20 protein-coding genes and 1 rRNA gene are annotated in these 20401 nt (G+C 64.8%); 10 read left to right on the top strand and 11 right to left on the bottom strand.

The features are described from left to right. Together rrf and DL891_RS16130 are read left to right on the top strand one after the other, a co-directional pair. Positions 1-98 (top strand): 5S ribosomal RNA (rrf, locus tag DL891_RS16135); the annotation flags it as partial. Between the two features lie 117 nt (positions 99-215). Then, the gene (locus tag DL891_RS16130; protein ID WP_111721526.1) at positions 216-1049 is read left to right on the top strand and encodes a class I SAM-dependent methyltransferase; all 834 of its coding nucleotides are present in this window, start codon (positions 216-218) and stop codon (positions 1047-1049) included. A 3-nt stretch (positions 1050-1052) separates the two neighbouring features. On the opposite strand, the gene DL891_RS16125 is transcribed toward DL891_RS16130, so the two are convergent. The 3 genes from DL891_RS16125 to DL891_RS16115 all read right to left on the bottom strand — a co-directional run bounded on the left by DL891_RS16125 (position 1053) and on the right by DL891_RS16115 (position 3915). Continuing rightward, complete coding sequence (locus tag DL891_RS16125; RefSeq protein ID WP_111721525.1) at positions 1053-1988, bottom strand: phosphodiesterase; 936 nt, start codon at positions 1986-1988, stop codon at positions 1053-1055. Positions 1989-2080: 92 nt separating this feature from the next. Beyond that, positions 2081-2722, bottom strand: coding sequence for a response regulator transcription factor (locus tag DL891_RS16120; RefSeq protein ID WP_111721524.1), 642 nt, complete (start codon positions 2720-2722; stop codon positions 2081-2083). Further along, positions 2719-3915, bottom strand: coding sequence for a sensor histidine kinase (locus DL891_RS16115; protein WP_111721523.1), 1197 nt, complete (start codon positions 3913-3915; stop codon positions 2719-2721). The genes DL891_RS16120 and DL891_RS16115 overlap by 4 nt, the downstream gene beginning before the upstream one ends. 240 nt (positions 3916-4155) lie before the next feature. On the opposite strand from DL891_RS16115, the gene DL891_RS16110 reads away from it, so the two are divergent. Next, entirely contained in the window at positions 4156-4524 is a 369-nt protein-coding gene (locus tag DL891_RS16110) for a DUF6804 family protein (protein WP_111721522.1), read from the top strand. 14 nt (positions 4525-4538) lie between these two features. Here the strand turns inward: DL891_RS16110 and DL891_RS16105 are convergent, their stop codons facing one another. After that, the gene (locus DL891_RS16105) at positions 4539-4913 is read right to left on the bottom strand and encodes a TraR/DksA C4-type zinc finger protein (protein WP_111721521.1); all 375 of its coding nucleotides are present in this window, start codon (positions 4911-4913) and stop codon (positions 4539-4541) included. A gap of 480 nt (positions 4914-5393) precedes the next feature. Here DL891_RS16105 and DL891_RS16100 point away from each other — a divergent pair, with 480 nt between their 5' ends. Together DL891_RS16100 and DL891_RS16095 are read left to right on the top strand one after the other, a co-directional pair. Further along, positions 5394-7496, top strand: a complete 2103-nt coding sequence (locus DL891_RS16100; protein WP_232819231.1) for a DEAD/DEAH box helicase — start codon at positions 5394-5396, stop codon at positions 7494-7496. A 104-nt stretch (positions 7497-7600) separates the two neighbouring features. Further along, positions 7601-7951 carry a DUF488 domain-containing protein gene (locus DL891_RS16095; RefSeq protein ID WP_111721519.1) on the top strand — a complete coding sequence of 117 codons (351 nt, stop codon included), beginning with the start codon at positions 7601-7603 and terminating at the stop codon, positions 7949-7951. A gap of 12 nt (positions 7952-7963) precedes the next feature. On the opposite strand, the gene DL891_RS16090 is transcribed toward DL891_RS16095, so the two are convergent. Continuing rightward, entirely contained in the window at positions 7964-8221 is a 258-nt protein-coding gene (locus DL891_RS16090; protein WP_111721518.1) for a mycoredoxin, read from the bottom strand. 120 nt (positions 8222-8341) lie between these two features. On the opposite strand from DL891_RS16090, the gene DL891_RS16085 reads away from it, so the two are divergent. After that, complete coding sequence (locus tag DL891_RS16085; protein WP_111721517.1) at positions 8342-9370, top strand: 6-phosphofructokinase; 1029 nt, start codon at positions 8342-8344, stop codon at positions 9368-9370. A 9-nt stretch (positions 9371-9379) separates the two neighbouring features. On the opposite strand, the gene DL891_RS16080 is transcribed toward DL891_RS16085, so the two are convergent. From DL891_RS16080 to DL891_RS16055, 6 genes are all read right to left on the bottom strand, one after another. Beyond that, a complete protein-coding gene (locus DL891_RS16080) occupies positions 9380-11581 on the bottom strand; it encodes a S9 family peptidase (protein WP_111721516.1) in 2202 nt (733 codons plus the stop codon). A gap of 88 nt (positions 11582-11669) precedes the next feature. Beyond that, entirely contained in the window at positions 11670-12119 is a 450-nt protein-coding gene (locus DL891_RS16075; RefSeq protein WP_111721515.1) for an Hsp20/alpha crystallin family protein, read from the bottom strand. A gap of 335 nt (positions 12120-12454) precedes the next feature. After that, a complete protein-coding gene (locus DL891_RS16070; RefSeq protein WP_111721514.1) occupies positions 12455-12676 on the bottom strand; it encodes a hypothetical protein in 222 nt (73 codons plus the stop codon). 47 nt (positions 12677-12723) lie between these two features. Further along, complete coding sequence (locus DL891_RS17195; protein WP_157962571.1) at positions 12724-13065, bottom strand: DUF3024 domain-containing protein; 342 nt, start codon at positions 13063-13065, stop codon at positions 12724-12726. Between the two features lie 121 nt (positions 13066-13186). Then, positions 13187-14239, bottom strand: coding sequence for a glutathione S-transferase family protein (locus tag DL891_RS16060; RefSeq protein WP_111721512.1), 1053 nt, complete (start codon positions 14237-14239; stop codon positions 13187-13189). A gap of 29 nt (positions 14240-14268) precedes the next feature. Beyond that, positions 14269-15222: an aminotransferase class IV gene (locus DL891_RS16055; RefSeq protein ID WP_157962570.1), complete on the bottom strand. Its 954-nt coding sequence runs from the start codon at positions 15220-15222 to the stop codon at positions 14269-14271. A gap of 321 nt (positions 15223-15543) precedes the next feature. Between DL891_RS16055 and DL891_RS16050 the strand changes: the two genes are divergently transcribed. The 4 genes from DL891_RS16050 to DL891_RS16035 all read left to right on the top strand — a co-directional run bounded on the left by DL891_RS16050 (position 15544) and on the right by DL891_RS16035 (position 20247). Next, positions 15544-16740, top strand: a complete 1197-nt coding sequence (locus DL891_RS16050) for a glycosyltransferase family 4 protein (protein WP_111721510.1) — start codon at positions 15544-15546, stop codon at positions 16738-16740. Beyond that, positions 16737-18791 (top strand): glycogen debranching N-terminal domain-containing protein, encoded by a 2055-nt coding sequence (locus DL891_RS16045; RefSeq protein WP_111721509.1) that lies wholly within the window; start codon positions 16737-16739, stop codon positions 18789-18791. The genes DL891_RS16050 and DL891_RS16045 overlap by 4 nt, the downstream gene beginning before the upstream one ends. A 53-nt stretch (positions 18792-18844) precedes the next feature. Further along, positions 18845-19684 (top strand): CPBP family intramembrane glutamic endopeptidase, encoded by an 840-nt coding sequence (locus DL891_RS16040; RefSeq protein ID WP_232819230.1) that lies wholly within the window; start codon positions 18845-18847, stop codon positions 19682-19684. Positions 19685-19926: 242 nt separating this feature from the next. After that, positions 19927-20247, top strand: a complete 321-nt coding sequence (locus tag DL891_RS16035; RefSeq protein WP_232819229.1) for a hypothetical protein — start codon at positions 19927-19929, stop codon at positions 20245-20247. The last annotated feature ends 154 nt before the right edge of the window (positions 20248-20401 follow it).

The raw sequence follows: 20401 nt of genomic DNA, 5'->3' as shown, positions 1-20401 counted from the left end.
GGGAAACGCCCGGTCTCATTCCGAACCCGGAAGCTAAGGCTCTTTGCGCCGATGGTACTGCGAGGGGGACCTCGTGGGAGAGTAGGACACCGCCGGACTTAACTTGATAAACGATTGATGGCCACCCACCGGGGTGGCCATCCGTCGTTAACCCGCCACCCCACCCGCCGTCACGAAACGAATTCCCGACCCACCCACCGCAATACCATGGGGTAATGACCGCAGACCACGAGACCGGGCCGAACCACCATCACGAGAGCTACACCCACGGCCACCACCCCAGCGTGCTCTCGTCCCACGAATGGCGCACGGTCGCGAACTCTGATGCCTACCTGATTCCTGACCTTGTGCCCGGGCTTCACGTTCTCGACATCGGCTGCGGCCCCGGAACCATCACGGTCGACCTGGCCCAGCGCGTCTTTCCCGGGCATGTGACCGGGGTGGACGCAGCTGAGATCGTTCTCGAGAAGGCACGCGCCCACGCCCGAGATGCCGGCGTCGACAACGTTGACTTCGTGGTCGGCGACACGTACGCGCTCGACGCCGAAGACGACACCTATGACCTGGTGCACATCCACCAGATGCTGCATCATCTCAGTGACCCGGTCGAGGCGCTGGGCGAGGCCCGGCGGGTGGCGAAGCCAGCGGGTCTGGTCGCAGCGCGCGAGGTCGATTATGCCGGAGCGATCTGGTACCCACTGTTGCCGGGCCTTGCGAAGTGGGCTGCGCTCTACCAGAAGGTGCACCGGTCGCACGGAGGCGAACCCGATGCCGGCCGCAGGCTCAAGTCGTGGGCGATGGACGCGGGTTTCAGCGAGGTGGATTCCACCGCATCCGTCTGGTGCTTCAGCTCCACCGCCGACCGCGAGTTCTGGGGTGGCATGTGGGAGAAGCGAGTGCTCGAGTCGTCGTTCGCGGTCGACGCCGTGGACGGCGGTTTCGCAACCCCGGCCGATCTCACGGAGATCTCTGTGGCTTGGAGGGAATGGGCCGACAACCCCCGTGCCTGGTTGATCCTGCCACACGGCGAGGTGCGTTGCCGGGCTTAGGCGTTATTGAAGCTGAAGTTCGCGGGCGGTGCCCGGTGACGTGACGAGCTGGGCCCCAGAATCGGGCCGGCGAACCCCGACTTCGGCCAAGAACTCGGCGGTCTGGGCCGGAGAGACGAATTTTCCGGCAGTCGGATGAGCCCCCAGCGGCACCACTGAGTGCACGACCGTGTGTGGATACACGTGCACCAGATTGAACGACTGTGCGCCGTCCCGGCCCCGGGTTCCGCCCGCAACCACGTTGAGGTCCTGCGTGTAACAGGTGGCCGACGCCACCGACACCGGAATGCCGGCAAAGGTGGCGTTGGTGGAGTAGTGCAGGTGACCGGCGATGATGCTGCGCACATCGGTGCCGTTCAGCACAGCAGCCAGAGAATCCTGCTCGCGCAGCTCGACGGCGACAGCCAGGTCGAGCACACCGGGGATCGGCGGATGGTGCATCGCCAGGACGGTGCCGTCGGCGGCGGGTTCAGACAGCACCTCTGCCAGCCAGTCCAGCTGCTGGCCGGTGACCTGGCCGAAATGGTGGCCTGGCACCGATGTGTCGAGGCTGATGATGCGCAGCCCGTTCACATTGTGCACCGCATCGACCGGCCGAAGTGACGGGGCCTCGTCGAGCAGCGCTGTTCGGAACGCGATCCGGTCGTCGTGATTGCCCATCACCCAGATCAGGCGCGCATCCAGCCGCTCGGCCACCGGCTCGACGATGGTGCGCAGCTTCCCATAGGCTCGCGGATCCCCCTTGTCGGCCAGGTCACCGGTGAACACGATCGCTTCGGGCCGGGAACCCGACGACTCGAATTCGTCGAACAGGCGGCGCAGGTGCCCATCGGCATCGACGGTGTCATACAAGAGCTCGTCACCGGCGATGAGGTGTGTGTCGCTCAGGTGTAACAGGAAATGCTTCGGCCTCGGGTACTGGGCCGTGTAGGTCGACATGGGGCTCCTTTGACGACACCATCCCACCAGTTGATCCGGTCGTCGGCGCCCACAAACCGCGGCGCGTTGCCAAAAAATTGAGGCCCGCCCGGTCAGTGGGACCGGATCAATCCCAGCTCCCTGGCCCGGGCGACCGCCGATGTGCGGGAGGAGACTCCCATCTTCGTGAAGATATGCACCAGGTGAGACTTCACGGTGGCCTCGCTCAGAAACAGCTCCCGCCCGATCTCCCGGTTGGAGCTGCCCTGGGCGACGAGCGCCAGCACCTCCCGCTCGCGCTTGCTCAGGCTCGACTCCGGGGCCCGGCCCCGAGAATCCAACCGGGTCACGATTGACGGTGCCAGGGCGCTCTGACCGGATGCCGCCGCTCGCACCGCCTGAAGCAGTTCGGCGGGTGGTGCATCCTTCAACAGGTAACCGCTGGCTCCGGCCTCCACAGCGCTCAGGATGTCGGCATCGGTGTCGTAGTTTGTCAGGATCAGCACGCGGGGAGCGTCGGGCGCCGCCAACACCAGGCGGGTGGCCTCGGCTCCCTGCAGATCCTTCGGCCGGGTCTGCGCGCCGAACTGGAGGTCCATCAGAACCACGTCGGGGGCGAGGGAGCGAGCTGATGCCACGGCCTCGGCTGCGGTGGCCACGTCGGCCACCACCTCCATGTCTTCTTCGGTGCCGAAGAGGGCGCGCAACCCTGCCCGCACCACGGGGTGGTCGTCGGCGATCAACAGGCGGATCATCTCTCCTCCTCAAGCCCGAATGCGACGGCGACGGCAGTGCCGCCGCCCGGAACAGACTCCACCGCCACGACTCCGCCGAGTGCGATCACCCGGTCGCGGATGGCCTGGAGCCCGAATGACGTGTGGGTGCTCCCGGTCGCCGATTGGCTGACAGCGCTGGGATCGAAACCGCGGCCGTCATCCACGACGTCGAGGCTGACCGAGTCCTCCATGTAGCTGAGCGTCAGCTCGACCTTGCTCGCCTCTGCATGCTGAGTGACGTTCGCGAGCGACCCCTGCGCGATGCGCAGCAGTGCGGTCTCGATCCGCATCGGCAATGGTGTGCCTTCACCTGACACCCGCACGTTCACCACGATCCCGGTCTGGCGGGCGGTCGCATCGGCGAGCCTCTGCAGCGCGCCCGCGAGCGTGTTCTCCTCCAGCGCCGCCGGGGTCAGTTCTGCAATGAAACGCCTGGTCTCGGCCAGATCGTGGGCCGCGGTCTCGCGGGCCAATCGCACGTACTCGATCGCGGGGTGGTGCTCGTCGGCGCGCTCCACCGCGTGCAGCAGCATCTGGATGCTCGACAGGCCCTGGGCGACGGTGTCGTGGATCTCTCGGGCAAGCCGTGCCCTCTCTGCGAGCACCCCGGTTTCGCGTTCGGTCGCGGCGAGCTGGCCCCGGGTGGCGATCAGGTCGTCGATCAGGAGTTGCCGTTCGGTGGCCTCCCGGTAAAGCGCCCGGTAGCCGAGGCCTATCGCCACCGAGACCGCGGCTCCGATCAGCGGACCGATGACGATTGCCACACTCCAGCCGTTGTGCCAGGCGAGCATGGCGATCGCGAGCGCCGTCGCCACGAACACCCCGATCACGTTCCAGGGTGTCGGAAGCAGGTGGAGGATCAGGAAGAACAGCGGGAAGACGAGATAGACGGCATCCGGGGTGAGGAACATCAACGCCACCCACTCGAGCAACAGCACCCCCAACCAGACAAGCCATCGTGCGCTGCCGGTCGGGCCAGGCAACTTCGCGGCGACCAGGTAAGTGAGGATGACGACCACCGACAAGCCGGTGATCAGCCAGGTCTCCGATGTCGATATCGCCCCTCCCGCGATGGCGGCGCGCACAACCACGAACAGCACCAGACCGACGAAGAGCGCGTGCAACCCGATGCGCAGCGTGGTGAAGACGGGGGTGAGTGCGGAGTGTTTCATTACCGCGAGTTTAGGAGGCCGAGCCGCCGGCGGCATCCATCGAAGGTTGGCCGGTCGTACTGCCGCGAGCAGACTGTGGTCATGAACTCCCCAACTCATCACGTTGCGGTGGGACGTGCGAGACCCTTCGAGTTCGACCCACCTCGTTGATGTGTTGAGCGATTGCGATGGAGTTCACGGGGCGCGGGAAATGGTGGAGGAGGATCTGGGTTGATCCTCCCGGCCCGTAGACTGGGCCTGATGTCACGAAACTCCAAAAAACCCACCAGACCCGAGTTCTCCAGGGCCGCCCTCGTTCCCGGGCTGTTGGGGGCGATCGCCCTTTTGGCGGGCCTCGCGCTGCTGGATTCGTGGTGGTTCATCGTGATTCAGTTCGCCGCGGCAATCCTGGCGCTGATCATGTGCGTCTACGCGATTCAGGCCAAGGCCTACTGGTGGTTGCTCGGCCTCGCACCGATAGCGATCATTTGGAACCCGATCCTCCCCCTCGGGCTGAGCGGGCAGGGGTGGCAGTTCCTTCAACTTCTCGGAGCCCTCGTCTTCGTCTTCGCGGGGTTCAAGATCAAGGTTCCGATCGCTCCGAACGAGATGTCACACCGCGGCCGCTGACGCCCATGAGCGGGTCAGGCCCCGTGGCGCCTGGCGCACTCGATGCACAACGTCGTGGCGGGGCGAGCCTCCAATCGTGCTGTCGCAATCTCGTTGCCACACTCCTCGCAGAGGCCGTAACTTCCGTCGTCGAGCCTGGCGAGGGCTGCGGATGCCTCGGCCACCCCGCGTTCGGAGCGCTGCACCATCGCGGCCTCGGAGGAACGCTCGAACGCGAGCGTGACCCCTTCCGGGTCGTGCTCGTCGTCGGTCGACGAGTCCTGGCGGGCATCGGAAATCAGCTGCATGTTGCGGGTGGCCGCGAAAGCGTTCGAGCGGTCGGCTTCGCGTTGCTCCTCGAGGAGGGCGCGGAATCGGGCCCGCTGGGCGGCACTGAAATCGTGGGTCATGCAGCTATTCAATACCACCAGGTGCGTTCGGGCCGGATTTCAGGGCGGCTGCCCGAAACGGTTCACCCACGGGCCGCCTGGCGCGATAGTATGGAAGCACGCATAACAATGCGCATGTGTTGTGGCTTGCGGCGCGGACGCTCGTCTTCACCCAGCCGGCATCACACCACTCGCACCACTCGCTGTTCGGAAGCCTCTGCTTGCCGAACCTCCTGAGTCACATCCGGAGCAGGCGCTGGTGCATCGGGGCAGTAAGTGATCGACCGTCAATATTCGTTCGAGGTGGGAATCGACTGGAAGCCCCTGCGGGGGAGCCCGGCCGAAACGCAGTGAAACCAATCCGCAGCGATGCGGCAGCAGACTTTTTCAAGGAGCAGCATGACTCGATCCGGTCAGCGGAGCGCTTCGCGCTCACACGGCAGGACATCCGCGCGGTCAGGGCGCGGCGGCAGCAAGGGATCGTCGACACGTTCGCACGGCATGGACAACACCGGGCTGATCCCGGTGCTCGCCCGTCGTGTGCGCGAAGTTGAGGCAGCCGCGCAGCGGGGCAAGGTCGCCCCCAGCAACCGCACCAAGTTTTTGGTGGTGGCGCTGCTGATGCGTGAGGAACGTGCGCGGGTGAAGAACTCGTCCGAGGTGGAGCCCGAAGACCGCGCCGAACTGATGAAGCGTCTCGACGGCATTGCGACAATCCTTGCCAAGACGGCTGCTCGTGACACGTCGTTGATCGGACTCTTGGAGACGGATACCCCTGTGTCTCCGGTGGCGCAGAAACTGCGCCGCGACATGCTGATCGAGGCGGGCATCGAACTGTCAGCCGATGAATTGATCATCACCCGAGAAAAGGAATCCGCCCCCGAGGCCCCCATCAACCAGGTGGTGCCCCAGTCGGTCATCTCCCGCACGATGGCCAACCCGTTCCTCGCACCAGATTTCAGCGCGGTCGCCTCGAAACCGTCGACCCCGGTGCGCCGGCTCGCGAACTGGGAATTGCTCGGCCCACTGTTCAAGGCGTTCGAATACGGTTCGGGGGGTGTTGCGGCGAGCATGGAACTGCCCGAGGAACCCGCCATCGACCGCATCTCGCCGCCCGGCACCGAGCTGATGCGACACCAGGCCCGGTTCGTTGAGAAGGTTCGTCTCGGGCACCGCAGCTTTCTGCTCGCAGACGAGCCGGGACTGGGTAAGACGGCGCAGAGCCTGCTCGCGGCATCCGTCTCGAACGCCTACCCGCTGCTAGCGGTCGTGCCGAACGTCGTGAAGATGAACTGGGCGCGTGAGGTCGAAATGTGGACGCCGCAACGCAAGGCCACCGTGATCCAGGGCGATGGCGAGGGCCTGGATGCCTTCGCGGATGTCGTCGTGGTGAACTATGACGTGCTCGACCGGCACATGGGCTGGCTCAGCCGGCTCGGGTTCAAGGGCATGGTCGTTGACGAGGCTCATTTCATCAAGAACCTGCAGTCACAGCGGTCGAAGCACGTGTTGGCGTTGTCGAAGAGCATCCGTCAAGCATCATCCAACGGAAACCCTCTGATGATGGCGTTGACCGGTACCCCGCTCATCAACGACGTGGAAGACTTTCGGGCGATCTGGCAGCTCCTGGGTTGGATCGACGGCGACAAGCCCAGCCCCGAGTTGATGGCAAAGTTGGAGGACACCGGGTTGACACCGGTCGACTTCGGATTCTTCGCCGAGGCCAGGCAGGCCGTGATCGACATGGGAATTGTTCGGCGCCGCAAGATCGACGTGGCGGCCGACCTGCCGGCGAAGCGCATCGCAGACCTGCCGGTCGAATTGGACACCGATCTCGGCCGTTCCATCCGCGAGTCGGAGCGTGCACTCGGTGCCCGGCTGTACGCCCGCTACACCGCCTACCTGGCCGCAGCCCAGGCGACCGGTCGTGGGGTGCAGTCGGCCCCGGGCGACGCTGAGCGCCAGGCCGAGGTCATCCGCCTGGTCGCCCACGCCGAGCTTGAAGATTCGAAGGCCGCCAAGACGGGCGAGAACGTGTTCACCATGGTGCGCAAGATCGGCCAGGCAAAGGCCGTGCTGGCCGCTGACTACACCGCGCAGTTGGCGAGATCGGTGGGCAAGGTGGTGTTCTTCGCCAAGCACATCGATGTGATGGACACCGCCGAGGACATCTTCGCGCGTCGTGGGCTGAAGACGATCTCGATCAGGGGAGACCAGACCGCAGCGTTCCGCCAGACGCAGATCGATGCTTTCGCCGACGACGAGGATGTGGCGATCGCGGTCTGCTCGCTGACCGCCGCCGGAGTGGGACTCAACCTGCAGGCGGCCTCGAACGTCGTGCTGGCCGAGCTCAGTTGGACCAGCGCCGAACAGACCCAGGCGATCGACCGTGTTCACCGCATCGGCCAGGAGGAGTCGGTCACCGCATGGCGCATCCTCGCCGCGCAGACGATCGACTCCAAGATCGCCGAATTGATCGACAGCAAGGCCGGGCTGGCCGCGCGTGCGCTCGACGGCGATGATTCGGAAGTGGTGAGCGAGTCGACGGTGCAGCTGGATGCCCTGGTGCACCTGCTCGAGCAGGCGATCGCCGCCGCGGCCTAGAAGGCTTCCGTCGTCCCTCGGATTTTCGTCGAAATGGGGTGAGGCGAGGAAAGGATCTGGGTCAGCGGGTGGGCGGACACGGGGGCACGTGACACAGTGGGTGTATGAGCGTACGGATCAAGCGGGTGTATGACGAGGCCGATCCCGCAGATGGGTTTCGGGTGCTGGTCGATCGCATCTGGCCGCGTGGGGTAAGCAAGGAGAACGCCCACGTCGACGAGTGGCTGAAGGAGATCGGGCCGAGCACCGAGTTGCGCAAATGGTACGGGCACGAGAAGGAGCGATTTGACGAGTTCCGCACCCGTTACATCGCCGAACTCACCCACAACGATGCGGTGGAGCAATTGCGCGGATATCTCTCGGAACACCCGGATGTGACACTGGTGTTCAGCGCGCACGACTCCGAGACCAGCCAGGCAGCCGTCTTGCGCGACTACCTGGCCGGTTCTGGGTAAGGGCGGAGCGGGCTACGCGGCCAGGCGCGCGGTCACCTCGGCGAGCGACGGGTTCGTCGCGCTCGAGCCATCCGGAAAGAGTACGGTGGGCACCGTCTGGTTGCCGTCATTGATCTTTTCGACGATTTCGGCTGTACCATCGACCTGCTCGATGTTGACCTCGTTGTACTCGATTCCGGCCCGCGTCAGTTGGCTCTTCAGTCGCGTGCAGTAGCCGCAGTGGTTGGTGGTGAACATGGTGATTGTGCCATCGGCCGGTATATAGTCCATGTCTCGTCCAACGCACGGCCGGCGTGGTTATTCCATCGGGGCACTAACCTTTATTGAGACGACATCGACGTTGACCGACGTGCAGATGCTGTCGGCCGAGTGTCGCAGGAAGCGAAAGACATGAAGATCGGGATCCTGACCAGCGGCGGCGACTGCCCCGGGCTGAACGCGGTGATTCGCGGAGCGGTGTTGAAAGGTGTTCGGGTTCACGACGCCCAGTTCGTCGGCTTCACGGGCGGGTGGAAGGGAGTCGTCGAAGGCGACTTCGTGCCCCTGGACCGGCACAGTGTGCGCGGCCTCTCACGGCAGGGTGGGACGATTCTGGGCTCTTCGCGCACCAATCCGTTCGAGGGGGAGCGCGGCGGCCCCGAGAACATCCAGAAGATGCTCGACGAGAACGGCATCGACGCCATGATCGCGATCGGTGGTGAGGGCACCTTGACCGCCGCGGGGAGGTTGACCGATGCCGGGCTCAAGATCGTCGGCGTTCCGAAGACCATCGACAACGACATCGAGGCCACCGACTACTCGTTCGGCTTCGACACCGCCGTGCAGATCGCGACCGAGGCGATCGACCGGTTGCGTACGACGGCCGAGTCGCACGGCCGGTGCATGGTGCTGGAGGTCATGGGTCGCAACGTGGGCTGGATCGCGCTGCACTCGGGCATGGCCGGGGGAGCACACGCGATTCTGATTCCGGAGGAGTCCCACAGCATCGAACAGATCTGTGAATGGGTGCTGAGCGTGCGCGACCGTGGCCGGGCCCCGACCATTGTCGTGTCAGAGGGCTTCACCCTCGACACCATGAACGAGGCGCATTCACATCTCGGGTTCGACGCGTTCAACAGGCCACGGCTCGGCGGAATCGGGGACAGGCTCGCACCGCTCATCGAAGAACGTACCGGAATCGAATCCCGATCGACCGTGCTCGGCCACCTGCAGCGGGGCGGGGTTCCGACCGCGTACGACCGCGTGCTGGCGACGCGCCTCGGCATGTCGGCCATCGACAGTGTGATGGCCGGCGACTGGGGCTCAATGGTGGCGCTGCGCGGGCGCAACATCGTCAGGGTGAGCATCGCGAACGCGGTCGGAGAACTCAACCGGGTTCCGCAGGCGCGCTATGAGGAGGCCGCGCTGCTGTTCGGCTGAACGCGGCGTTCAGTCGGTGACGCCCGCGGTCTCGAGCAGCCAGGCGTACTCGAACGCGATCTCCTTCCAGCGTTCATATCGTCCGCTCACGCCCCCGTGCCCTGCAGACATCTCCGTCTTGAGCAGGGCGGGCGCGCCGACTTCGCGCAGCCGAGCCACCCACTTGGCCGGCTCCACGTAGAGCACCCGGGTGTCGTTCAGGCTCGTCACAGCGAGGATGGGCGGGTACTCGACATCCGACCGCACATTCTCATACGGGCTGTACGACTTCATGTAGCGGTACACCTCGGCGTCATGCAGCGGGTCGCCCCATTCGTCCCACTCGATCACCGTCAGCGGCAGCGACGGGTCGAGGATCGAGGTGAGTGCGTCGACGAACGGCACCTGGGCGACGATGCCGGCGAACAGGTGCGGTGCGAGGTTGGCGACCGCCCCCATCAGCAGGCCGCCGGCACTGCCCCCCTGCGCGATCAACTGCTGCGGTGTGGTGTGCCCGGCGGCAATCAACCGCTCGGCCACAGCGATGAAGTCGGTGAACGTGTTGCGCTTCGTCAGCGTCTTGCCCATTTCGTACCAGGCTCGCCCCAATTCGCCGCCACCGCGCACGTGCGCGATCGCGAAGACCACACCGCGGTCGAGAAGTGACAGACGGGGGATCGAGAACGACGGATCCATGCTGACCTCGTAGGAGCCGTAGCCGTACAACACGAGTGGGCGACCGGATTCGCGGTCGGCGCCGGCGGGCAACCGGCGGGACACCAGCGAGATGGGAACCCGGGTGCCGTCTTCGGCGATCGCCCACTCCCGGCGTTGCTCGTAGTCTTCCGGGTTGTAGTCGCCGAGCACCGGCTGTTGTTTGAGCAGGCGGCGCTCGCCGGTGGCCACCACGAGGTCGTAGACGGTTTGCGGATCCACCAGGGACGTGTAGCCGAACCGCACGGTCGGCTGCTGCCACTCAGGGTTGCCACCGGTGCCGACAGTGAACAACGGCTGGTCGAAGGCGACTTCGAAATCCTCGAGACCGATTCCGGCTCCGTTCGCCGGGTCGGTCCAGACGGCCGACGGCTGGGCGGGAATCGGTACGACCGCCAGTCGGGTGAGCCCGTCACGACGATATTCGACGATCAGAAAAGACCGGAAGGCCTCGACCGACTCGATGCGCAGGCTGTCCCCGGCCGGGATGAGAGTGACCCGGTCGGTGGAACTGGTCGGATCGTCTGCGGGTACGTCGACCAGGGTGAAGTTCTCGGCCTCGTGATTGTGCAGGATGAGCAACCGGTCGCTGCCGTCGATCACGGCATGATCCACGGAGTACTCCACTCCCTCGTGCCTCGGCCAGACCACGCGAAACTCCCCGGTCGGGTCGGCAGCGTTGAGCACGTGCACTTCGCTGGTGATCTTCGAGCCGACGTCGATCATCAGGTATTGCCGGCTGCGGCTGAGACTGATGTCGAGCCAATAGCGGTCGTCGGGCTCGTGAAAGACCACGACGTCGTCACGGCGGTGCGTGCCCACCCGGTGCCGCCAGAGGGTGTCGGGGCGCCAGGAGTCATCGACGGTCGTGTAGTAGAGGTAGTCGCCGTCGGGCGAGAAGATGGCGCCGTGAAAAGTGCCGGGGATCACATCGATCGCGTCAGCATCATCGTCGTCGGTCTGAGCGTCCTGATCGATTGGGCCGACGGACGGGAGGCGCCTCAGGCGCAGGGTGAAGCGTTCGTCTCCCAACGTGTCGACGCCGTAGACCATGAGGCGGCCGTCGCCCGTGACGTCGAAGCTGCCGAGCGAGAAGAACTCGTGGCCCCGAGCTTCAGCATTGCCGTCGAGCAAGACCTGCTCGCCCGGTAATGCAGCGTCGGGGGTCGCCCACACCGGTGGTTCCCAATCGTCTTCGGATGTGACCGGGACCCGGCAGTGCACGGCATATTGTTGGCCTTCGATGGACCATGAGTAATACCACCAATCACCTTCGCGCACCGGCACGGAGAGATCGGTCTCAAGCGTGCGATCCTTGATCTCGTTGTAGATTGTTCGCCGCAGATCAGAATGATGCGCGGTCTTCGCCGACGTCCACTCGTTCTCCGCCGTGAGGTGGGCGATGACCTCAGGGTTCGTCTTCTCACGCAACCACTCGTAGTCATCGATGACGGTGTCGCCGTGGTGAGTTCGCTCGATCGGGTTCTTTCGGGCGACCGGAGGTGTGTTGACTGTCATGGGTTAACCGTAGCTGGCCGGAAGGGAAACCTTCCGGCCAGCTACGGTCATGCGGGTCCAATGGACCTCCAGGTGATGCCCTGCGCGCCTACTCCTTCGCGCTTGGAGCCTCTTCGTTCACGGTGACCGTCTCAGGGCGCGCCCCCGACTCGATTTGGATCTTGCGCGGCTTGGCGCGCTCACTGACCGGGATCGTCACACTCAGCACACCGTTGTCATAGCTGGCCGCAATTCCATCACGGTCGATTCCCTGGCCGATGTTGAGCTGGCGCAGGAATGAACCCGACTGGCGCTCACGGGCCAACCACTTCACATCCTGTGCGCTGCTCAGGGTGCGCTCCGCACGGATCGTCAGCAGCTGGCCGTCGACGTCGACGTCGATCGAGCCCGGGTCGATACCCGGCAGATCGGCGTGCATCACATAGGTGTCACCCTCGCGAAACAGATCCATCGGCATCAGGCGTGGGCCCTGCCCGGAATCCATCAGCGCACCAGCGACGCGGTCCAACTCGCGGAATGGGTCAAATTTCATAGCCATAGTCATCAGCTCCTGTTCCTGGGCCCGAGGCCCGTCCTTCTTTTGCCTATAGGGTTGAGTCTCATCGACTCAACTTATCTAATGTTAGCACTCCCTCTGGGAGAGTGCCAGTTTTGACGCGTGGGCTCGTGTCAGCCGAACGCGAACCGTGCGAGGCTCCGGCCGCACGGAATGTTGCTGGCAGGCGGGCAGGCAGGCAGGCACGCAACGTTGAAGGATGGCGCGCTCCAGACGGGACCGGCGTGGTGCCCCGTTCGGGCACGTGTCGAGCGCAGACTCAGCAGCCTGAGCAGGAACCCATACTCTGGGCGTTCCGGGGGCTTTACACGGGGGTGTTACCGGCTGTGCCGCGGAGCGCGCTTCTTCGGCGTTTCGTCAGGGTGTGGTGGTTGTTCCGAACTCTCGTCGGTATCCGAGGCCTTGGCGCCGTCGTCGGGGTACTCGACCCACCCATCGTCTGCCGGAGGTCCGAACGAACGCGACTTCGTTGATGGCTTGGGAACACCGTAGCCGTCGACGTCTTTGAAGTGTCCCTCTTCAGGATCGATGATCGACATGACATCAGACTACGCTCGCCGGCACCCAGGCGGCTACTGATTCTGGATCAGCCCCAGAAAACATCTGCCGGGTCTTGGCGGATCTCTTCGAGCAGGTCGACCAAGGTTGAGCCGACCTCGAAGCGAGCCGAATAGTCCATCAGACGGTCGCTCGGCCCGGGGGCCCACAGTTTCCAGGAATTGAGCGTTGGACTCCAGACGAGCTTTGCGATTCGGGAGCGCAACCATTCGGTGCCCTGGCTCGGATGGTAGGGAAGCCGACACTCGGCGATGGTGACCGAATTCCCCCGGTAGGTTGCATCGATGCGAACCTCGTTGCTTCGAACTGTCGCGGTCTGAGCGGCACACCACACGTCGATTCGCTTGCGATCCAGCTCCGAGATGGCCATATCAAGAGAATCTACCAACCCGTTCGCCTGTGCGCCATTTGGCCAGAAGCGGGTATCAACGCAGCCCGTGTCGGTGGCGAATCGGCGCAATTCGCCGGCCGCCGGTTCCTGCGGCGTGCGTTCAGAGGTGTGGAACCCGTTCCCCGGGGCGTGGTTCGGGCGGGGGAGTTCCACCGCCGAATGGTCGCCCGCCGAGTTGGTCTCGATGGTGTGGCAGGAGCCACGTCGAGACATCCGGGCCCTTCGGCACGATCCTGGTGGGGTTGATGTCGGCGTGCACGATGTAATAGTGGGCTTTGATCTGGCCGAAGTCGATGGTGTCGCCAAAGCCGGGGGTCTGAAAGAGGTCGCGTGCATACGCCCAGAGCACAGGGCTCTCGCTGAGTTTGTTCCTGTTGCATTTGAAATGCCCGTGGTAGACCGGGTCGAAGCGGGCCAACGTGGTGAACAGGCGAATGTCGGCCTCGGTGATGGTGTCTCCGACGAGGTAACGCTGGCCGGCCAGGCGATCCTCCAGCCAATCAAGCCGGGCGAACAGTCTGTCGTAGGCGTGCTCGTAGGCTTCTTGGCCACCCGCGAATCCACACTGGTAGACGCCGTTGTTGACGTCGCGGAAGACCCACTCGGCCACCTCATCGATCTCGTCTCGCAGCGCATCCGGGTACAGGTCGGGTGCACCATCACGGAAGTGTGCGGTCCACTCGGTGGCGAAGTCGAGGGTGATCTGCGGGTAATCGTTGGTGACCACCTGGCCGGTGGGCACATCGACGATGGCGGGAACCGTGATGCCGCGCGGATAGTCGGGGTAGCGGGCGAAGAACGCCTGCTGCAGGCGCTCAATACCGAGTACGGGGTCGACACCGCCGGGATCGAGGTCGAATGTCCAACTGCGGCTGTCGTGCGTGGGGCCGGGAAGGCCGAGCGAGATTGCATCCTCGAGGCCGAGCAGCCGCCGCGAGATCACGGTGCGGTTGGCCCACGGGCAGGCGCGGGCGGCAACCAGCCGGTACCGTCCGGCCTCGACCGGCCAGAGCCTGCGGCCGTGAGCGTCGACACCGCCCGCCCGAGGTGCATCTGCGGTGATCCGGTCGTCGATGTAGTTGGTGTCCCTGGTGAATGCCTCACCTTCGGTGACGTAGGTGCCCGCCGAGCCGTGCTCGTCTGTCGTGGCCATCGTTCCTCGCTTCTGCCGTTTTTCCCAGACTACGCATTCTCTTCGCCGAGCAGGTGGTCGTTCAGCCGGGCGGCCAAAATCTTGTCGACGGCGATGGCAACTCCATTCAGCCGACGCACCGGCACGGCCAACCGCGAGCTCGACAGCAACCAGATTCCGTCGGCGGTGGTGAGATCGGCCGCCTCGATCAGTCCGTACCCGAGGTCGAACCCATTTCGATCGAAGAAGTCGAATGCCCGTGCCTGCGTGGTTCCGGCGAGAATGCCGAGGTCGCTGCCGGGCGTGCGAACCAGCGTGCCGTGTTGCACGATCACACTGGACGTCGTGCCCTCCAACACGAAACCGTCAGAGCTTGTGAAGATCGCATCGTCGGCATCCCGGCGCTTCGCCTCCCGAAGTGCTGCCGCGTTCACCACATATGACAGGGTTTTCGCACCCGTGAGCAGCCACGGGGAGGTCACCGCGACGTCGCTGCGGTAGCCGCGGTCGAGGGTCACCGCCCGGAGACCGTCTCGGCGCACGTCTTCGAAGTCGCGCACCTCTTCCGCCGACACCCAGGCAGATGTGAGGGGGGAGCGAGTATCGGAGGCGGGGTTCGGTTCGACTCCGATGCCGCTGCCCACTCCACGGGTCATCGTCATGCGCACCGACAGTTCGCGGGTGGGCCCATGCATTTCGATGGCGTGCAGCACGGCCTGTCGCCAGACGACGAGGTCGGGGGTGGGCAGGTCGAGCATTCGTGCCGATGACGCAAATCGCTCCAGGTGGGCGTCCAGGGCCCTCGGGGACGCGTTGATCACGCCGATCGTTTCGAAGATTCCGTCGCCGCGCAACACTCCGGGGTCACGCACGCTCACGCTCGCCAGGGCCGGGTCGCAGGACAGGTACCCCGGGTCGGCCGGGCGCAGGTCGCGGCCTGCGTTCAGCGTCGCGGTGGCCGCGATCACCGGACGGGTGACGAGGACGACGATCGGGCTGCTCACAGGAGTCAGCCTAAGCGCCGATGCACCGAATAGTGTTGAAGCTTCAGGCTCGTCCTCGCGATGATCACGTTCAACCGCATCCACTTCGCCATGATGCTGGTACTGGAGAGTCACACTGGAGCGAGCGGATCACCGAGGACCGACACCTGCCTTCACAACCTCTGCTTTCCCCGCGACCGAAAACGCCCAGAGAGGTATAGCCTGAAATAGGTGCTCGGTCTTCTCACAGACCGAGTGGGTTTCGATTACGCTCTCGTCGGCAACGACGAGTGTTTCTTGTGCATTATGCCGATGTGGTAATCGTAGAGAAGGTGACGGGGTATGTCCGCAATTGTCAGCGGGCCGGCTAAGCAGCACCCCGTCGATCATGTGTGGGGCCGAGCTCTGGTCAAGGGTAGGGCGACCGGGCGGCCAGTGGACGGGTTGTCTGATGATGGCCGTGGCAGCCGACCGTTGCGAATCGGAGTCATCGCCCCGCCGTGGTTCGAGTTACCTCCTATCGGGTACGGCGGCATCGAATCAGTAGTGGCGGATCTGGTCGACCAGCTATCCGACCGCGGGCACGAGGTGATGTTGTTCGGTGCCGGCCGCGATCGCACCCGGGCGACGCGGTTCTACTCAACGTTCGCGACACCGCCCTCGGAGCGGTTGGGCACGCCCGTGCCCGAGGTGATCCATGCCGCACGAGCGGCAGCGGAACTGCGTAATGCGCGCGTCGATCTCGTGCACGATCACACCCTCGCGGGGCCGCTGCTGGCCTACGGCCGGCGCGTTCCGACGGTGGTGACGATGCACGGCCCGGTTCTGGGCGAGCTTGGAGATTACTATGCCGCCCTGGGAGATGCGATCGAGATGGTCGCCATCTCCTCATCACAGCGTCGGCTGAACCCGCGCCTGAATTGGGTGGGCACCGTCCACAATGCGATCGACGTGTCCTCGTTTCCCGTCCGCACCCACAAAGATGATTTTCTGCTGTGGTTGGGACGGTTCTGCGACGAGAAGGCGCCGCACTTGGCCATTGACGCGGCCCGGGCAGTGGGCCGGCGCATCGTTCTGGCTGGCAAATGCGTCGAGCCCGCCGAGCGTGCGTACTTCGCCCGTGAGGTCGAACCTCGGTTGGGACCGGATGTCGACTTTGTCGGCCAGGCCAACGCTGGACGCAAGCGCGAGTTGCTCTCGCGCGCTCGGGCCCTGCTGTTCCCGGTGCAGTGGGAGGAGCCTTTCGGGATGGTGCTGATCGAGGCGATGGCGTGTGGTACGCCCGTGGTCGCGTTACGCCGGGGCAGTGTGCCAGAAGTCGTCTCCGACCGGGTCACCGGGGTCATTGCCGACACTCCGGCCGATCTGCCCGCGGCGATTCGTGCTGCCGAGTTGCTCGACCCGCTCGCCTGCCGCAAACGCGCTCAGGAGCTTTTCGACCTACCGGTCATGGCCGCCGGATACGAACGCGTTTACCGTTCGGTTCTGGCCCGCGTCGCAGCAGCATCGAGTACGGCCAACGGACGGTCGGTGGCATGAGCTCGGCAGTCGGCGGCCAGGCCCAAATCTTCGCCGGTGACGAAGTGACCGTGCTGGAAGGGTCTTCTTTCTGCCGCAGCGGACGCGTTGGCGACATGAGCGCGCATCAGGCGCAGGGAATGTTCGTCAAGGACACCCGCATCATCTCTACCTGGGAGCTACTCGTGGACGACCAGCCGTTGACGCCGCTCGCGGTAGTCGGCGACGACCCGTTCTCTGCAACATTCGTCTGTCACTCCGATCCGCGTAGCCCCGGAGCGGATCCGTCGGTAGTGGTTGAGCGGCGGCGGCTGATCGGTGAAGGCATGCGTGAGGACATCGCCGTGCTCAACTTCGGCGCAGAACCGCTCGGCGCGACCATGACTCTGGTCGTCGACAGTGACTTTGCTGACCTGTTCGCCGTCAAGGATGGTCACCCCCACCGCCGTGGTGTGGTGCACCGGCAGGTCACCGAACAGCAGCTGGAGCTGTCAATGAGCTTGGCAGGCCGACTCCGCGGTGTGCGGATCCACACTGATGATGGCACGGTCACTCACTCCGGGATCAGCTGGCGGCTGGCCGTGCCGCCTCACACCCGATGGACGACGACACTCCACGCCCTGCCGACCGAGGACGGGGCCGAACCGGGCCAGTCCTTTCCAGCAGGTAGACCGGTCGCCACCACGTCTCCATCGAAGCGGCAGCGTCAGTGGGAGACGGGCCTCCCGCGTGTGAAATGCGACAACGATGCCCTGCAGCAGGCAATTGAACGGAGCATCATCGACCTGGGGTCATTGCGCATCCCGGACACTGACCGGCCCGAAGAGTCCGTGGTGGCGGCCGGTGCCCCATGGTTCATGACCTTGTTTGGACGGGATTCCCTGCTGACCAGTCTGATGTGCCTGCCCTGGGATGTGGATCTGGCAGGAGGCACGCTGGCTGCGTTGGCTCGACGTCAGGGCCAGCGAGTCGACGCGCTCAGCGAGGAGGAGCCCGGCAAGATCCTGCACGAGGTGCGCCTCGGTCTCGACGAATCGGCCGCGCTGGGCGGCAGCGCCACCTATTTTGGCAGCATCGATTCCACCCCACTGTTCGTCATGGTGCTGGGCGAAGCGGTCCGCTGGGGGCTGCCCGGCGACCAGCTGGCCGAGCTGCTGCCGGCGGCGGATCGAGCCCTGTCATGGATCCAGGACTATGGCGACCTGGACGACGACGGCTTCGTCGAATACCAGCGCAAAACCGACCGGGGACTGCTCAACCAGGGTTGGAAGGACTCCCACGATTCGATCAGCGGCCGCGACGGCCGTCTGGCCCACGGCCCGATCGCACTGGCCGAGGTGCAAGGTTATGTCTACGCCGCCTACACCGCCCGCGCCAGCCTGGCCACACTGTCGGGTGACGAGGCCACGGCAGAGCAATTCCTGGCCAAGGCGCAGAAACTGCAGGGGCAGTTCGAGAAAGCGTTCTGGCTGCCGGAGTACGGGTACTACGCGCTCGCCCTTGACGGTGACAAACATCCCGTCGACGCCCTCGCCTCCAACCAGGGGCACTGCCTCTGGACGGGTATCGCCAGCAACGAACACGCCGCCGAAGTGGCCGAGCAGCTGCTCTCCCCTTCCATGTTCACCGGGTGGGGAATCCGAACCCTTGCCCAAGGCATGGGTGCGTACAACCCGATCAGCTACCACAACGGCTCGGTGTGGCCCCACGATAACGCCCTCACCGTCGCCGGACTGGCCGGCTATGGGCACACAGAGGCTGCCGGAAAAGTGGCTGCCGCACTGATCGACGCGTCCACCTCATTCGCCGGGCGTCTCCCCGAACTGTTCTGCGGCTTCGACCGCACAGTGCTCTCCACACCGGTCAGCTACCCGACCGCCTGCTCACCGCAGGCGTGGGCAGCGGCCACGCCCCTCTCGTTGTTGTCCAGCCTGCTCCACCTGCAACCGGACACTGAACATGGCACCGTGCATGCCGCCAACGGGCTGCCCAAGCAATGGGGGCGGGTACGGCTGACCGACCTGAGCATCGGTGATCGAACGGTCGACATCGACAGCAGTACGTTGCAATAGGCAACCGGCGCGCTGCACTCGCACATCGATCGGGTCCATGGCAATGTTGAGCCGTGACCACAACGACGCATGCGCCGAACCCGGTCGGGGTTCGACCCCGGGCATCCTGGGGTCTACTGCCCGCGGCCGGGGTGTCGGCATCTGCCGTGCTGTTGTTCGGCGTGCAGATTCCGCTGGCCGGCTACGCAGTGCTGGTGCTGAGCGTGGCGGCTGCGTTCTTCGTCGACCGGGCGCTCTTTCGTGACCTCGTGCTCATCGCACTGGGCCTGGGGATCATCTCCACCATCTCGCTCGAGGCCAACATCAGCTACCCGAACATGGCATTGATGGGTGCGGTGCTGACCCTTGCGGTTCTTGTGCCCTACCTGATGTCACGATATCTGTACCACGACCACGCGATCAGGTTTCCGGTGCGCACCGGCAGACGATGGCCGACTTCGGCCCGCTGGTACCTGGTGATCGTGGTGATGCTCGGCTACCTGATCCTTCCGATCTACTTCATCGGCTCGGGCAGTTACCAGAACTGGCCGGCGGTGACCCAACCAGATGAGATCGCCCGACTGTTCGTCGGCGTGAACGCTGTGGGCATCTGGGATGAACTCTTCTTCATCTGCGTGACGTTCACTCTGCTCAGGCGACATTTTCCCGACTGGCAGGCCAACCTGTTACAGGCGGTCATCTTCGTCTCGTTCCTCTGGGAACTCGGCTACCAGAGTTGGGGGCCCCTCATGACGTTCCCGTTTGCGCTGCTTCAGGGTTTCACGTTCAAGCTGACGAAGTCGCTCACCTACGTGGTGTGTGTGCACCTCTTGTTCGACCTCGTCGTGTTTCTGGTGATCGTGCACGCTCACAGCCCGGAGTGGTTGCCGATCTTCCTGTTTCCCCGCCCCTGACGGCGGATCTCGACCGACGCTCGTGCCGCCGACCGATGCCCGTGCCGCCGACGGATGCCCGCGCGGTCAAAAGAGGGTCGCACGCCCCTCTCTCTCGACCGCACGAGTATCGCTCGTCGCTGATCCGGTCGCGTGCCAGCCCCATGCGGCGAGGCGACGCGTGGCGAGCGCTGTGGGCCGGCAGGTGTTCGATGTGTATCTGTGCCGCCGAGGGCGGCTCGAGTGGGGAGACCCAGCCGTCGATGAACGAATACGCTGGGTGGATGCCCTCGTACCGCGTGACACTGTCGATCGGAGCGTTGCGCCCGGGAGTCGCCCCACCGGACGTGCTGCCAGCCGCCGGGGCTGCTGCGGCCGAGGTGACCGAGTTGGAGGCATCCGAACTGTCCGTGGTTGCGGGTGAGGCGCGGATCACCGTGCGATTCAGCGCGGACGACGCCGAACTCGCCGAACAGGTCGCCGCTCACGTCGGCCAGGCCACCGCGCGACTGGCCGCTGTGGTCACAGCGCGCCTGACCGAGCGGGTGGGCGCACGCTGGTACCCGGTATCCTCTGGCCGTTGACAGGGGAGTAGATGAGGTTATCCGAAGGGCAATGTCAAGTGGTCGGGGCAACGTTGGGGTTCATGCTGCTTTGAGCAGCATGTTCAGCCGGTTGGCTGGGGTTTCAAGGTTCAGGGTCGGCCGGGGTCGGCGGTTCAGTATCGCCGCAACCCGG

This window comes from Homoserinimonas sp. OAct 916, assembly GCF_003260275.1.
Classification (GTDB): Bacteria; Actinomycetota; Actinomycetes; order Actinomycetales; family Microbacteriaceae; genus OACT-916.
The sequence above is the reverse complement of the archived record's forward strand: the minus strand, read 5'-3'. Positions and strand labels throughout refer to the sequence as shown.